Source organism: Evansella clarkii, assembly GCF_002019695.1.
GTDB lineage: Bacteria > Bacillota > Bacilli > Bacillales > Salisediminibacteriaceae > Evansella > Evansella clarkii.
The window spans coordinates 2,978,057-2,993,529 of sequence record NZ_KV917376.1 but is presented as its reverse complement, the minus strand read 5'-3'; the positions used below and the strand labels follow the sequence as shown (position 1 = coordinate 2,993,529).

The 15,473-nt window shown below is 43.5% G+C and carries 12 protein-coding genes; all 12 read right to left on the bottom strand.

Translation table 11 applies throughout. From position 1 onward, the window contains the following. Nucleotides 1–100 precede the first annotated feature (100 nt). The 12 genes from pnp to BK582_RS13865 all read right to left on the bottom strand — a co-directional run bounded on the left by pnp (nt 101) and on the right by BK582_RS13865 (nt 15,409). Complete coding sequence (pnp, locus tag BK582_RS13920) at nt 101–2,194, bottom strand: polyribonucleotide nucleotidyltransferase (RefSeq protein WP_078595639.1); 2,094 nt, start codon at nt 2,192–2,194, stop codon at nt 101–103. Between the two features lie 431 nt (nt 2,195–2,625). Then, nucleotides 2,626–2,895: a 30S ribosomal protein S15 gene (rpsO, locus tag BK582_RS13915; RefSeq protein WP_078595638.1), complete on the bottom strand. Its 270-nt coding sequence runs from the start codon at nt 2,893–2,895 to the stop codon at nt 2,626–2,628. A gap of 711 nt (nt 2,896–3,606) precedes the next feature. Continuing rightward, complete coding sequence (gene ribF / locus BK582_RS13910) at nt 3,607–4,551, bottom strand: riboflavin biosynthesis protein RibF (protein ID WP_420841230.1); 945 nt, start codon at nt 4,549–4,551, stop codon at nt 3,607–3,609. Nucleotides 4,552–4,568: 17 nt separating this feature from the next. After that, complete coding sequence (gene truB / locus BK582_RS13905; protein WP_078595636.1) at nt 4,569–5,501, bottom strand: tRNA pseudouridine(55) synthase TruB; 933 nt, start codon at nt 5,499–5,501, stop codon at nt 4,569–4,571. Nucleotides 5,502–5,710: 209 nt separating this feature from the next. Next, nucleotides 5,711–6,061: a 30S ribosome-binding factor RbfA gene (rbfA, locus tag BK582_RS13900; RefSeq protein WP_078595635.1), complete on the bottom strand. Its 351-nt coding sequence runs from the start codon at nt 6,059–6,061 to the stop codon at nt 5,711–5,713. Between the two features lie 38 nt (nt 6,062–6,099). Then, on the bottom strand, nt 6,100–6,381 hold the full coding sequence (locus BK582_RS13895) for a DUF503 domain-containing protein (RefSeq protein WP_414457985.1): 282 nt from the start codon (nt 6,379–6,381) through the stop codon (nt 6,100–6,102). Beyond that, complete coding sequence (gene infB, locus BK582_RS13890; protein WP_078595634.1) at nt 6,378–8,570, bottom strand: translation initiation factor IF-2; 2,193 nt, start codon at nt 8,568–8,570, stop codon at nt 6,378–6,380. Before infB ends, BK582_RS13895 begins: the two co-directional genes overlap by 4 nt. Nucleotides 8,571–8,647: 77 nt before the next feature. After that, the gene (locus tag BK582_RS13885) at nt 8,648–8,953 is read right to left on the bottom strand and encodes a YlxQ family RNA-binding protein (protein ID WP_078595633.1); all 306 of its coding nucleotides are present in this window, start codon (nt 8,951–8,953) and stop codon (nt 8,648–8,650) included. Continuing rightward, nucleotides 8,950–9,225, bottom strand: a complete 276-nt coding sequence (gene rnpM / locus BK582_RS13880; protein ID WP_078595632.1) for an RNase P modulator RnpM — start codon at nt 9,223–9,225, stop codon at nt 8,950–8,952. The genes BK582_RS13885 and rnpM overlap by 4 nt, the downstream gene beginning before the upstream one ends. A 14-nt stretch (nt 9,226–9,239) precedes the next feature. After that, the gene (gene nusA / locus BK582_RS13875; RefSeq protein WP_078595631.1) at nt 9,240–10,379 is read right to left on the bottom strand and encodes a transcription termination factor NusA; all 1,140 of its coding nucleotides are present in this window, start codon (nt 10,377–10,379) and stop codon (nt 9,240–9,242) included. A 25-nt stretch (nt 10,380–10,404) separates the two neighbouring features. Further along, complete coding sequence (gene rimP / locus BK582_RS13870; protein ID WP_078595630.1) at nt 10,405–10,881, bottom strand: ribosome maturation factor RimP; 477 nt, start codon at nt 10,879–10,881, stop codon at nt 10,405–10,407. A 223-nt stretch (nt 10,882–11,104) separates the two neighbouring features. After that, entirely contained in the window at nt 11,105–15,409 is a 4,305-nt protein-coding gene (locus tag BK582_RS13865) for a PolC-type DNA polymerase III (protein WP_078595629.1), read from the bottom strand. Nucleotides 15,410–15,473 lie beyond the last annotated feature (64 nt).

Sequence of the window (15,473 nt, the reverse complement as noted above, 5' to 3'; positions counted from 1 at the left end):
AGAGGGAAAACAGCCTCCGCTCTTAGTATTCCTGCAGATAAGTTAGTATCGCTGACTGCAAAAAAAGACCGGGAATCCACCCAGTCTTTTTACGTAAGTGTTATTCCTTATCGTCATTAAGAAGAGCTTTTCTTGAAAGGTTAACACGGCCCTGATTATCAATTTCCGTTACCTTTACAAGAACCTCGTCACCGATAGAAACGACATCCTCTACTTTGTTAACACGTTCTTTTGCCAGCTGGGAAATATGGACGAGGCCATCTTTGCCTTTAAACAGCTCTACGAAGGCACCGAATTTCTCAATTCGCTTAACTTTTCCTAAATAGGTCTGACCGACTTCCACTTCCCTGACGATATCTTCAATAATTGACTTCGCTTTTAAGTTCATTTCGTTGTCAGCAGAAGCAATGTATACTTTCCCATCCTGTTCTATATCGATCTTCACACCTGTATCCTCGATGATCTGATTAATCATTTTACCGCTAGGCCCAATGACATCACGAATTTTATCAGGGTTAATCATCATAGTCAGAATCTTCGGCGCATACTTGCTTAGCTCACTGCGGGACTCAGGAATAGCATTAAGCATATTCTCGAGGATTTTCATCCTGCCGGTTTTAGCCTGCTCAAGAGCTTCCTGGAGGATTTCTCTGTTGATCCCGGAGATTTTGATATCCATCTGCAGAGCAGTAATACCTTTCTTCGTACCTGCCACCTTAAAGTCCATGTCGCCCAGCGCATCTTCCATTCCCTGAATGTCAGTAAGAACTGAAACGTCGTCATCCTGCTTAACGAGCCCCATTGCAATACCTGCTACCGGAGCTTTAATCGGAACTCCCGCGGCCATCATAGCCAGTGTGCTTGCACAGATGCTGGCCTGTGACGTTGATCCGTTTGATTCAAGCACCTCTGACACTAATCTGATTGTATATGGGAACTCATCTTCAGATGGGATTACCTGTTCCAGTGCACGCTCACCGAGTGCTCCATGTCCTATTTCCCGGCGTCCTGGCCCACGGATTGGACCTGTCTCCCCAACACTGAACTGCGGGAAGTTATAATGGTGCATAAAACGTTTTGATTCTTCAATACCAAGTCCGTCAAGAATTTGTACATCTCCAAGTGCTCCGAGAGTACAAACACTTAATGCCTGAGTCTGCCCTCTTACAAACAAACCGGAACCATGTGTACGCGGCAGGACATCCACTTCTGAATTCAGCTGGCGGATTTCGTCCACTTTACGGCCATCCGGACGGATTTTATCTTTTGTAATAAGTGTTCGGACAGTTTCTTTTAAAAGCTTGTCCATTACTTCTTTCGCGTCGGAAGAACGGTCCTCTTCTTCTGTAACATATTCTTCTGTTACCCTGTCCACTACTGCTTTGATAGCATCTTCCCTGGCATGCTTTTCAACAACAAGGGCAGCTTCTCTTAAATCATCGCCTACTTTGTCGCGGATCTCTTCTTCAAGTTCCTTGTCTGTCTGAAGAAGTTGTACATCACGCTTTTCTTTACCGACTTTTTCCACGATTTCTTCCTGGAAGGCAATAATTTTCTTAATTTCTTCGTGGCCGTACATAATAGCTTCAAGCATTGTTTCTTCAGGTACTTCCTGAGCACCTGCCTCCACCATGTTGATAGCGTCTTTTGTACCAGCTACTACGAGCTCAATATCACTCTTATCAAGCTGTTCAGGGGTAGGGTTAACGATAAACTCCTCGTTGATTCGCCCTACAGTAACACCTGCAATCGGACCGGAAAAAGGAATGTCCGAAATGCTCAGCGCCAGGGATGAGCCAACCATAGCAGCCATTTCTGCAGATGCGTCCTGGTCATTACTCATTACTATACTGATTACCTGTACATCGTTTCTGAAGCCATCCGGAAACAGAGGACGAATCGGACGGTCGATAAGACGGCTTGTTAAAACCGCATGGTCACTCGGACGCCCCTCCCGTTTAATGAAGCCTCCCGGAATTTTTCCGGCAGCATATAAACGCTCCTCATAGTTTACTGTCAATGGGAAAAACGGCAGATCCTTCGGTTCCTTTGAAGCAGTAGCTGTGGATAAAACGGCAGTGTCACCGTATCTGACAAGCACAGCACCATTAGCCTGTTTGGCGAATTTCCCTGTCTCGAAAGTCAGTGTCCGTCCAGCCCACTCAATTGAAAAAGATTGGTTTTCCTGTGTCATACTGCGAGTACTCCTCTCGTCCATTAATATAGACTATTATTAATAAAAATTTTGTCGTTTTCTTTGCCTGCCGGATAATATGGAACATTTCAGCCTTATGGGATCATTCGATATTTACATTTAATTGCCGGCAATGACATATGTACCAGTAAATTGGCGGTTTTCCGTCTAAATTTGACGGAAGTTTGGAAAGTTTCTCCTGTAAAGTTCCCTACGGACTATAATAACAAATATTTTGCCAATAAGAAATACTCTTGTACTTTAAGTACACTTTATTATTAGTATTATCCACAGTTCCACTTTCTAAAACTCAAACTGTCCAGGCTCCGCTAAATTACCTGAAAACCTGCAAGAACTATGATTTCAGCCCTCTTACTAAGAAAATATATTATAAGTACAAAAAAAGCGGGATTACTCCCGCTTTTTCGTGATTATCGACGCAGACCTAGTTTGTTAATGAGCTCACGGTAGCGTGTAACGTCTTTGTTACGAAGATACGTAAGCAGGTTACGACGCTGACCAACCATTTTCAAAAGACCACGGCGTGAGTGGTGATCCTTCTTATGAGTTCTTAAATGGTCGTTAAGTGTGTTAATTTGCTCAGTAAGGATAGCTACTTGAACCTCAGGAGAACCAGTGTCATTTTCATGAGTTTTGTACTCCCCGATGATTTCATTTTTGCGTTCTTGTGTTAATGCCATCCGTTCCACCTCCTTCATATAATCCCCATTTGCCTCGCGGGCGTTGGTGAATCGCTCCGCCAAGCTATGGTTAATAGAACATCTATTAGCATACTAGTATTTAAAGTGTTTTTCAAGTGTTATTGCAAATGAATGTAAATTTATTTTTAATTGAATGAATTTCATATATAGGCTTGGTAAAAAGAAAAGCCGAACATACTTTTCGATTGCAGCGTAAGACGGCGACTCTGGCGGGAAAAGCATGAGAAGCTGAAAATCCATTTTTGACGGCGTTAGTCGTCAAAAATTAGTTGAAGCCGTGCCCGCAGAACACGTCCGTCTGAAGCGTAAATCGAATAACAAAGTAACATCTTAAGGTAACGTTCGTATTAAATATAAAAATCCTGAATTATGAAATTGATTCAATTGAGTATCCCTTTTGCCCAGAATTATGATTGTTACTTAAAAAGTGTGTTGAAGAGAACTACACGAATTCGCTTTCCTCGGGCAACGCCTCAGCCTCCTCGGGAACTGCGCCCTGCGGGGTCTTCACCTGCTCCTGCGGTTACTCGTCGCATGAAAACATGTTGCTTTTCCCGAAGGAGTCTCATTCGTTCCGCTCTCCTCAACCACTCTTGTATAACATGAATTATTTAATCATTCTGAGCTAACGACATACTCATTAATTTTTATTATTGCCAACAAACCCCTTATCTATCCTTCTGCAGTTCATCAGGAGTGCTTTTCAAAAAAATCCCTGGCCTGGTCTGCGTCCTTGTGAAGCTGTTTGATTAAGTCTTCCACGGAGGAAAATTTGATTTCCCCGCGCAGCTTCCGGTGCCACCGGACAGCCACTTCTTCCCCATATATATACTTATTAAAATCCAGTATATGGACTTCTATGACAGGTTCACCTTCTGAGCTGTCATGGAAGGTAGGCTTATAGCCAATGTTACATATGGATCTGTGCCACTTCCCTTCCGTGTAAAGCTCTGTTACATACACTCCGGTACCCGGGACACAGCTTCTTTCAATGGGCTTTACATTCGCTGTTGGAAACCCGATCGTTCTTCCCCTTTGTTCCCCTTCTACCACTTTTCCGGATACTGAATAGACACGGTCCAGGTATTTGTTTACTTTTTCTATATTACCATCAGAGAGAGCGGTCCTTATATTTGTAGAACTAATTTTCTCTTCTCCCGACGTAACTTTTTCGACAACAGAAGCAGTAAGTTTACCTCTGGAATGAAATGGAAGCGTCTCCATCGTTCCTTTTCCAAGACGTCCATATGAGTAATCAAACCCGGCAACAACGTGCTTTACGTTCAGCCTTATTAAATAATCATCAACGAACTGCTGAGGAGTAAGCTCCGAAAAATTTTTATTAAACTTTACTACGATGAGGTAATCTATTCCCAGGTCTTCAATTAGTTTCTGTTTATCTGCGAGAGTGGTTAAGTAATTGACTTTTTCACCTCTCAAAACCTCTTTCGGATGAGGAAAAAAAGTCATTACACCACTGCGGAAGCCTCGTTTTTCAGCCTCTTCCTTTGCCTTAAGGATAACTTCCTTATGCCCTTTATGAACACCGTCAAAAAAGCCCAGCGCAAGAGCAATATCAGGCAGTTCTCCTGGATAATCGGGATGTTCAGTATATATTGTTTCCAATGCTGCCACCTCAGTTGTTTCTAACGTTATGCATCTGCTGCTTTAAGCATTTTAGCAGGTTTAATCATTCCGATGCGTTTCGGATGCTTTTGGTATAATGCCAAGCATTCCCCCTGTTGATTATACAGAGCCACAAGGCTTTCGTCTACGTTTATCACTGAAGCAGGCAAAATCGCCCCATTCATCACTTTTTCTTCCGTCTCAGGGCTGATAACGGCCTTAGGGAATTCCGAGAGGGACTCTTCGATAGAAAACAGGGCAGAAGAAAGGGCATCGTCTTCCTTAAGCTCTTTCAGCCTTTCAAATGTTAAACAATCCTCGGCAAAGAACCTGCCAGAGCCTGTTCTCGTTAAATCAGACATATGAGCAGGATAGCCAAGCTTTTCTCCGATAGTAACAGAAAGTGTCCGAATATAAGTACCTTTACTGCACCTGGCTCTGAAGCGGAAAGAAACCTGGCCGTCAGCTTTTACTGCTGGAGAAGAGGTGCGGACAAGTTCAAATATTATTACCTGTCTTTCTGGCCTTTCCACAGTCAGTCCTTCCCTTGCATACTCATAAAGCCTTTTCCCTTTTACTTTCACAGCTGAAAACATAGGAGGAATCTGAGTGATTTCACCACGGAGGCTGGAAAGCACTTCTTCAATTTCTGCTTCCGTGATTTCACGCTCCACTGCTTTTTCCTCCACGATATCCCCGGACTTATCTTCTGTTGTTGTGGAAGTTCCGATCGTTACTTCCCCTTCATATATTTTTTCAGAGGCGGTCAAATATTCGACCAGTTTTGTAGCCCTTCCAAGGCAGACTGGAAGTACACCGTCTACGTCAGGGTCCAGAGTGCCGGTATGTCCGGCTTTTTTTGTCTGAAATATTTTTTTTACTTCCTGAACTGCTGCAAAGGAAGTCATTCCGGCTGGCTTCCACAGGGGGAGAACCCCGCTCGTTCTGTCATTATTCACGATTGCTTCACCTCTTTAATAATAAATTGTTATTTTGCGGTCATTTGGATCCTTTCGCAGGTTTGGGAGCCATTATCGGCAACACGGTGTCCTGGCCGCAATAGCCTGTATATCCGAAGAGATATGTATACTTTGTTATTCTTTGTAAAAGGGTTAAAAATAATTGAAAAAGAGGGTGTCTCCATAAGAACTGGGACACCCTCGCATCATTATTTCTCTTCCTGATTGAGCTTTCTGAGCAGTTCTTCAATTCTGTTGCCACGTTCGATGCTTTCATCGAACTTAAAAGAAAGCTCAGGAGTTTTCCGCAGCTGAATTCGTTTACCGATTTCAGACCTGATAAAACCGTTAGCCTTTGAAAGGCCCTGGAGAGTTTTTGCACGCTGATCTTCGTCACCAAATACGGTTATATAAGCTGTTGCCTGCTGCAAATCGCCAGTTACTTCGACTGCAGTAACAGTAATGAATCCAATGCGGGGATCTTTCAGCTCCCTCTGAATTATATCTGTAAGTTCCTTTTTAATTTGCTCTCCAACTCGATTGGCTCGAACATTACTCATTTTTTACAACACCCCTGTCAATGGATAGATACGCCGCTTTATAACCATTCCCAGGTTATATTCGTTACTTCCAGACTATGATGGTTATCAATGACCGCCAAAGCCCGCTGCAATTCTTTTTCAGCCTGGGTTCTGGCTGTTCCTACGGATACGATTGCCCATTCTGTCCGCTGCCAAACATCCTGATGGTCTGATTCCACCAGAGAGACATTGTATTGCTGGCGGATTCGCGACCCAATACTCTGAAGAACCGCCCTTTTATCTTTTAAAGATTGCGCATTGTATATGACTGCATCTACAATGACGGAACCTATAATCAACGTTTAATTTCCTCCATGACATACGCTTCAATAATGTCGCCTTCTTTAACGTCATTATAATTCTCAAGCGTAATACCACACTCATAGTTTTGCGCAACTTCTTTCACATCATCTTTAAAACGTTTTAAGTCGCGGATAGCGCCTTCGTGCACTACAACTCCGTCACGGATCAGGCGGACAGTTGCGTCTCTTGTAAGCTTGCCGTCTGTCACGTATGAGCCGGCAATCATGCCGATTTTAGAAACTTTAAATGTCTGGCGCACTTCAGCCTGGCCGATTACTTTCTCTTCGAACTCAGGATCAAGCATTCCTTTCATTGCCGCTTCTATTTCTTCAATAGCGTCATAAATTACACGATGGAGACGGATGTCAACTTTTTCTGCATCTGCAGTACGCTTAGCATTCACATCAGGACGCACATTAAAACCGATTATTACAGCATTGGAAGCACTTGCCAGAATCACGTCTGTTTCGCTTATGGCGCCGGCACCTGTAGAGATAATATTTACTTTTACGCCTTCCACATCAATCTTTTCCAGGGAGCCGCGCATCGCTTCAACAGAACCTTGCACATCAGCTTTAATAATTACGTTTATTTCTTTGATGTCCCCTTGCTGTATCTGATTAAACAGATCATCCAGGCTTACCTTCGAGGACTCGCGCCGATCAGCCTCACGCTGTTTCGTCGCTCGCGCTTCTCCTATTTGCCGCGCTTTTTTCTCATCTTCAAAAACAAGGAACTGGTCACCAGCCTGAGGAACTGCGTTAAGTCCTGTTATTTCCACTGGGGTGGACGGCCCTGCAGTTTTCACACGGCGTCCAAGATCATTTACCATAGCCCTTACTCTTCCGAAAGTGCTGCCAACTACAATAGGATCGCCAACTTTAAGTGTTCCGGCCTGTACAAGGAGTGTAGCAACCGGTCCACGTCCCCGGTCAAGTTCAGCTTCAACGACCGTTCCTCTCGCAGGTTTATCAGGGTTTGCCTTCAACTCTCCTACTTCAGAAACAAGAAGGATCATTTCAAGCAGTTCTTCAATTCCTTCTCCGTTGAGTGCAGAAACATTTACAAAGATAGTGTCCCCGCCCCATGCTTCGGCAACCAGGCCATGCTCTGTTAATTCCTGCATAACACGATCCGGGTTAGCTGCTTCTTTATCCATTTTGTTGACGGCAACGATAATTGGAACATCTGCAGCTTTAGCATGGTTAATCGCTTCAACAGTCTGAGGCATCACTCCGTCATCTGCTGCCACAACGAGGATAGTAATGTCTGTTACCTGAGCTCCCCGTGCACGCATTGTTGTAAATGCCGCGTGGCCAGGTGTATCAAGAAATGTGATTTTCTTGTCGTTTTCTTCAACCTGGTAAGCGCCAATATGCTGCGTAATGCCCCCAGCTTCCCCTGCAGTAACCTTCGTATGCCGGATACTGTCCAGAAGCGTTGTTTTACCATGGTCAACGTGTCCCATAATAGTTACAACCGGCGGGCGTTCTTTCAGATCTTTAGGATCATCATTTTCTTCCATATTCTCAAATTCCGTCTCATCAACAATGATTTCTTCTTCTGTTTCAATACCGAAATCCTCTGCAAGCAGCTCAATCGTATCTTTATCAAGTTCCTGGTTAATCGTCGCCATCACCCCAAGGAACATGAGCTTTTTAATAATTTCAGAAGGTTCCTTGTTAATCTTGTCTGCAAATTCACCTACTGTGACAGGAAGTGTATAAGTCACCTTACTAGGCATTTCCTTTTTTGGCGCAGGCTGATTGTTTTTATGCTGCTGCTGATTTCTGTTTTGATTGTTTTTATTTTTATTTCGGTTATTTCTGTTTTGTGCATTGTTAGCGTTATTCTGCTGTCCACGGTTCTTTTTATTTTTTGGGTTTCCGCCGCTGTTGCTCTGGGATTGGCGGTTTTGATTATTATTTCCTGGCTGGTTTCTGTTTCCCTGCTGGTTTCCTTTGTTTCCTGATGGCTTGCTGGTGCTTTTGCCGCCCTGCTGGGAATTACCTCCAGCTGAATTGTTTCCGGAATTACCTTTGCTGTCAAGTTTCTGAAGCATATCCTCTGAGAGCACACTCATATGATTGGAAACCTCAATCCCCTTAGTTTTAAGCTCATTTATAACATCTTTACTGCTTACGTTCTTTTCTTTAGCATATTCATATATACGCATTTTTTTCATATACTTACCTCCCGACTTTATATCACTGGCGGTACGTGTACCGTGTTATGCCTTACTTAAGCATCAGCAGTATAAAGTTATTCAATTATTGATCTGATTTTATTAGCAAAACCAGGGTCCTCTATCCCGATGACAACCCGCCCGGCTTTACCTATTGCCTGTCCTATTGCTTCTCTGTCGCCTCTAATAAAAAAAGGAATTTTATAATAGCTGCATTTATCCGAGAGCTTTTTCTTTGTGTTATCTGATGCATCCTCCGAGATAATTACAAGACTGAGTTTTTGCTTTTGTACTGCTTTTACCACAAGTTCTTCACCTGTGACAAGCTTTCCAGCCCTGTATATCAGGCCAAGCAGATTTAGCCAATCCGTTTTTCCTGTCATTTCTTCAGCCCTTCTGTTTCAGCAAGCAGCAAGTCATAAAGCTCAGCATCCACGTTTGTTTTCAAATGCCTGGAAAGAATATTTTTCTTTTTTGCTTCCTGTATAACTTCCGGGTCGGCACTAATGTATGCTCCGCGCCCCGACTGCTTTGAAGTTGGGTCTATTTTCACATCTCCATCAGGTGTTCTGACAACGCGGATCAATTCCCGCTTAGGCTTCATCTCGTTTGTGATAACACATTTACGAAGTGGTGTTTTTTTCATTCCAGCCACAGCAAGCCACTCCCTTACTGATCAAAGTCTTTTTCTTCATTATACTGTATATCTGCCTCAGTGGAGTCAGACCATTCTTCATCCTGTTCCAGAGGAGCATTAGGATCATAGATGCCTGCTTCTTCGGCATCTGTCTGGCTTTTAATATCTATTTTCCAGCCGGTAAGCTTTGCAGCGAGTCTCGCGTTCTGGCCGCGTTTCCCGATTGCCAGAGAAAGCTGATAATCAGGTACTACTACCTGAGTCATTTTTTCTTCCTCGCTAACTGTAACCTGGAGCACCTTAGACGGGCTCAGTGCGTTAGCAACATAAACCTTCGGATCCTCAGACCAGCGGACAATATCAATTTTTTCCCCTTTAAGCTCATTGACAATCGTCTGAACTCTTTGCCCTTTAGGCCCTACACATGAACCTACAGGATCCACCTCAGTGTCTTCCGCGTGGACAGCGATTTTCGATCTGTCTCCAGCTTCTCTTGAAACAGATTTTATTTCAACTGTACCATCGTAAATTTCCGGCACTTCAAGCTCAAATAACCTTTTTAGAAGGCCTGGATGTGTTCTTGAGATCATAATCTGCGGGCCTTTCGTTGTCTTTTCCACCTTTGTGATAAAAGCTTTTATCCTGTCATTGTGGCGGTATGTTTCATTAGGCATTTGCTCGCTTAAAGGCATAAGAGCCTCCACACGGCCCAGGTCCACATAAATGAATCTGTGATCCTGCCGCTGTACAATTCCTGTAATTATATCTTCTTCCCTGTCAATAAAGTCAGAATATATAATACCCCGTTCTGCTTCTCTTACACGTTGCGTAACAACCTGTTTTGCAGTCTGGGCAGCTATTCTTCCAAAGTCTCTCGGAGTTACTTCTATTTCCACAACATCATCCACTTCGTATTGAGGGTTGATCGCTTTCGCAGCTTCCAGAGAAATCTCCAGCCTGGAATCAAACACTTCTTCCACGACTTCTTTTCTTGCAAAAACACGGATGCTTCCGTTATCTCTGTCAATATCCACTCTGACATTCTGAGCGGAATTGAAATTCCTTTTATAACCGGTGATCAGCGCTTGTTCAATAGCTTCAAGAATTACCTCTTTATCAATACCCTTATCCTTCTCGATGCTCGTTAGCGCATCCATAAATTCACTGTTCATTTAACAAGGTTCCCCCTTTCAATTATTAAAACACAACAGCCAGTCTTGCTTTAGCTACTTTGTCATATGGTATTTCCACTACTTTTGTGCGGGTCTTTACTCTTGTTTCAATCGTAAGTGTATCTCCGTCATACTCTGTAAGTTTCCCTTCAAACTGTTTCTCGCCGTCAATTGGGGCATATGTTGTTACATGGATGTTTTTGCCTACAGCCCGCTGCACATCTTTTTCGTTTTTAAGGGGCCTTTCTGCTCCAGGTGAGGAAACTTCCAGATAATATGCCTGCTCAACAGGATCCCGTTTATCCAGCTCTTCACTTAACCGCTCACTGACAGCGGCACAGTCGTCAAGATCTACTCCGCTCCCATTTTCTCTTTCAATATAGACACGAAGGAACCAGTTCTTACCTTCTTTTTTGAATTCCACATCTACTAATTCCAGAGCCAGATCGGACAAAATAGGGGTTACAATTGATTCCGTGATTTCCCTTACATTGCCAGCCATTCGCTTGCCTCCTTAACTATTCTGTTTTCCCTGGCTGATTCAGGATAAAATTTATCAGCATTTTTTTATAACAGCTAGTTTTCTCTTAACATTCCTCTATGAGTACAAAAGAAAGAGTGGGAATCAGACCCACTCTTTCCGCCGTTACTATTACCAGTATTTCCATCTTACTATAACATAAACCATTTTCTCTTGCAAATGACGCCATAACCGGGTTTTTCCATTAAAACAGGGACAGCTGGTTAGAATCGGGCAGCATGTCAAGGCATCCGTGGTCGTCGAGATTTTCCAGGACTGTTTTTGTGATTCTGCTTCGTTCCCTGAGATCTTCTTTAGACAGGAACTCTCTCTCTTCCCTTGCTTTTACAATATTAAGCGCGGCATTTGTACCTACACCTGTTAAAGCATTAAAAGGCGGTATAAGTGTGTCTCCGTCTACGATAAATTCTGTCGCAGAAGAGCGGTACAGATCGACTTTCTGGAAGGAAAGACCCCTTTCACACATTTCCAGTGCAAGTTCGAGCACAGTTACTACACTCTTTTCTTTAGGAGTGGCATCAAGGCCCCTTGCATATATTTCTTCTATCCTTTTCCTGATACTTGCAGATCCTCTTATCATAGTATCAAGTTCAAAGTCATCTGCTCTGACTGTGAAGTAGGCAGCATAAAACAGGATTGGATGATAAACCTTGAAATAGGCGATCCTGACAGCCATTAACACGTACGCAGCAGCATGGGCTTTCGGGAACATGTATTTAATCTTCAGGCAGGAACTGATATACCAGTCAGGCACCCCGTGTTTCTTCATTTCTTCAATCCATTCTTCCTGCAGCCCTTTTCCTTTACGGACAAACTCCATAATTTTAAAGGCGAGGGAATGTTCAAGCCCTTTGTAAATAAGGTAAACCATTATATCATCACGACAGCCGATAACATCTTTTAACACACAAGTGCCATCAGCAATTAAGTCTGCCGCGTTATTCAGCCACACATCTGTTCCATGAGACAGTCCGGATATCTGTACAAGTTCACTGAACGTATTCGGTTTCGTCTCTTCAAGCATCTGACGGACAAAACGAGTTCCGAACTCAGGAATTCCATAAGTTCCGGTTTTACACATAATCTGTTCTTCCGTGACTCCTAAAGCTTCTGTTCCCCCGAACAGCTTGAACACCTCAGGATCATCTACCGGAATATCTTTCGGATCCATACCGCTTAAGTCCTGAAGCATTCTGATAACCGTCGGATCATCGTGCCCCAGTATATCGAGTTTAAGCAGATTGTCGTGGATAGAATGGAAATCATAATGTGTTGTCTTCCACTCGGATGAAGAATCGTCCGCAGGATACTGTATTGGTGAAAAATCATAAATGTCCATATAATCAGGTACTACGATAATACCTCCAGGGTGCTGTCCGGTAGTTCGCTTAACGCCTGTACATCCTGATACAAGCCGGTCAATCTCAGCCCCTCTGAGCTGAAGCTGGTTGTCATCCTCATATCCTTTAACAAACCCGTAAGCTGTTTTTTCAGCAACAGTGCCAATCGTTCCGGCACGGTAAACATATTCCTCGCCAAAAAGTTCTTTTGTATAGTTATGGGCTACCGGCTGGTAATCTCCGGAGAAGTTCAAATCGATATCGGGAACTTTGTCCCCTTTAAACCCAAGGAAGGTTTCAAACGGAATGTCCTGTCCGTCTTTTTTATACTTTGTTCCGCATTTTTCGCAGTCTTTATCCGGCAGGTCGAACCCTGAACCTACCGATCCATCATCAAAAAAGATGGAATGGTGGCATTCAGGGCAGACGTAATGCGGCGGCAATGGGTTCACTTCCGTAATTTCAGTCATTGTTGCAACAAAGCTCGAGCCGACGGAACCACGGGACCCTACTAAGTATCCGTCTTCAAGAGACTTCTTAACAAGTTTCTGGGATATGAGATAAATAACCGAGAACCCGTTGCTGATGATACTGTTCAGCTCTTTTTCCAGTCTTGCTTCCACAATTCCCGGCAGCTCTTCACCATAGATGCTCCGGGCCATTCCGTAACTCATCTCTCTCATTTCTTCATCTGCACCTTCGATTTTAGGTGTGTAAAGATCATCAGGAATAGGCTTGATTTCATCTATCTCATCAGCAATAAAGTTAGTATTTTCCACCACTATTTCCTTCGCTTTTTGTTCTGGAAGGAAACGGAAGCATTCAAGCATCTCGTCTGTGGACCGGAAATGAACTTCAGGAAGTGTCTGCTTATTCAGGGGATTCGCACCGCCCTGGGAAGCAATCAGAATTTTTCTGTAAACATGATCTTCTTTATTAAGGTAATGGACATTTCCGGTTGCTACTACCTTTTTGCCCAGCTTATCCCCCAGGTCTACAATCTTTTTCAGTATATCTTTTAAAGCAAGTTCGTCTCTGATAATTTCCCTTTCAATGAGATGCCTGTAATTGGCCGGGGGCTGGACTTCCAGGTAATCATAGAACTCCGCAACCTCTTCCACTTCTTCAGGGGATTTTTGCATCATTGCATCAAAGACTTCCCCTTTATCGCAGCCTGAACCAACAATAAGCCCCTCCCGGTGTTTTGTGAGTACTGACTTAGGGATCCGGGGAACTCGGTGAAAGTAGTCAATATGTGATTTCGAAATCAGCTGGTACAGATTACGCAGCCCTTTTTTATTCTTAGCAAAAATAATGCAGTGATTAGGACGCTGCTTCTTATAGTCATCACCGGAAGTCTGTTCATTGAGTTGATGATGTTTAGTTATCTCTTTTTCTGCTGCGTCTTTTACCATCTTCCAGAGAAGGTGTCCGGTTGCTTCTGCATCATAAATAGCACGGTGATGAGATACCAGTTCAATATTAAACTTCTTACACAGAGTATTCAGCCTGTGGTTTTTAAAATGGGGATATAGGAATCTCCCAAGCTCCAGTGTATCTATCACCGGATTCTTCGCTTTCTCAAGCCCGATTTTCTTGAATGCGGCATTAATAAACGCCATATCAAAGCTGGCGTTATGTGCCACAAGTATATCGTCGCCAATCCATTCATGGAAATCCCTGACCACATCGTCCACTTCCGGAGCATTTTCTACCATGTCATCGGTAATTCCCGTTAAATCAATAATTAACGGAGAAAGCTTCTCGTGAGGGTTTGCAAAAGATTCAAACCGGTCGACAATTTCCCCATTTTTAATTTTGACTGCCGCAAGCTCAATAATTGTGTTATATACGGCAGAGAGGCCTGTAGTTTCCACGTCAAAAACAATATATGTTTCTTCCTGAAGGTCTCTGTCAGCTTCGTTGTACACGATAGGCACTCCATCATCCACTAAGTTAGCTTCGACCCCGTAAAGTATTTTAACACCATGTTTCTGACCAGCTCCGTAAGCCTCCGGAAATGACTGCAGTACGCCATGGTCAGTGACAGCGATCGCTTTATGGCCCCATTTTTTTGCTTGTTCAATATAGCGGGATACTGAAGTTACGGCATCCATCTGGCTCATTGGAGTATGAAGATGCATCTCTACCCGTTTTTCTCCTTCAGGAGCTTTATCCATTCTTTCCGCAGGAGTAATTTGCTGAAGGTCTCTTCCCATCATTACTAGATCCCTTACGAAAGTATCAAACTGGACGCTGCCCCGGACTTTAAGCCACATGCCTTTTTTTATCGACTGGAGTACTGCCAGATCTTCTTTATCATTAGAGAATATCTTAATGAGCAGGGAATCTGTATAATCTGTTATTTTGAAAGTCAGGAGGGTTCTGCCGCTGCGAAGTTCCTTCGTTTCTGCAAAGAAGACATAGCCTTGTACAGAAGCCCGCCGTTCCTCCTCAATAATTTCACTAATCGGCCTGATTTCTTCAGGTTTGATATTCGTCCCCAGAGTAATGTTACCGCTTTGTCCTGTTTCTTTAGCTTTCGCTTCCTGTTTTTTCTTCTCCATCATTGCTTCGACTACTTTGGAATGGTCTTCTTCGTTCTTTTGCTCGACGAATTTCTCAATCGCTTCCTTTGATTCCTTTACTTCCGTTTCCAGTAAAGGCACCTCAAAGCCAAGCTCTCTCACAACATTCTGAAATGGTTCCTGCAGGCGTCTCTTTACCATTTCCGCTTCTGTTTCGTTCATCACAGCTATAAGTAGTTTTCTTCCATCCATCTGCGGAGTCTGTTCCTGGAGCCGGCGAATGAGACCGTTTGTAGAGGAACGCAGAGTTTCCACGATAAACGGCCAGTAATCTTTAATATAATCTCCAAGGGAAACTTCCCTGCCGTATGTAAGACATACATCCACTTTGGCTATATGCTGAAGGCCTTGTCTTATTCTGCTCTGGAAAAGCTCGAAGGCAGGAAATGGAAGAACCTGAGGAAGATATATTGTGAATTTCCATCGTTTTTCCGACTGGTAAACTTCTAATCTCTCAATCGCGCCCTCCTGCAGATATTGGTTTACAATATCATCAGGCATTGCTACCTGTTCAAGCAGCAGCTCAAACCGCTCCTGGCGGATTTGCTGATCACCGTTCATCGAGGTGTTCCTCCTCCGAAAAATAGTTTTTCCCGCCAGTTAAGCGGGAAGAGGCTGGCTCACG

Bases quoted from the DNA above. Each gene is read 5' to 3' on its own strand.
- pnp (WP_078595639.1), bottom strand. From the start codon at position 2,194: ATGACACAGGAAAACCAATCTTTTTCAATTGAGTGGGCTGGACGGACA.
- rpsO (WP_078595638.1), bottom strand. From the start codon at position 2,895: ATGGCATTAACACAAGAACGCAAAAATGAAATCATCGGGGAGTACAAA.
- rbfA (WP_078595635.1), bottom strand. From the start codon at position 6,061: ATGAGTAATGTTCGAGCCAATCGAGTTGGAGAGCAAATTAAAAAGGAA.
- infB (WP_078595634.1), bottom strand. From the start codon at position 8,570: ATGAAAAAAATGCGTATATATGAATATGCTAAAGAAAAGAACGTAAGC.
- BK582_RS13885 (WP_078595633.1), bottom strand. From the start codon at position 8,953: ATGACAGGAAAAACGGATTGGCTAAATCTGCTTGGCCTGATATACAGG.
- nusA (WP_078595631.1), bottom strand. From the start codon at position 10,379: ATGAACAGTGAATTTATGGATGCGCTAACGAGCATCGAGAAGGATAAG.
- rimP (WP_078595630.1), bottom strand. From the start codon at position 10,881: ATGGCTGGCAATGTAAGGGAAATCACGGAATCAATTGTAACCCCTATT.
- BK582_RS13865 (WP_078595629.1), bottom strand. From the start codon at position 15,409: ATGAACGGTGATCAGCAAATCCGCCAGGAGCGGTTTGAGCTGCTGCTT.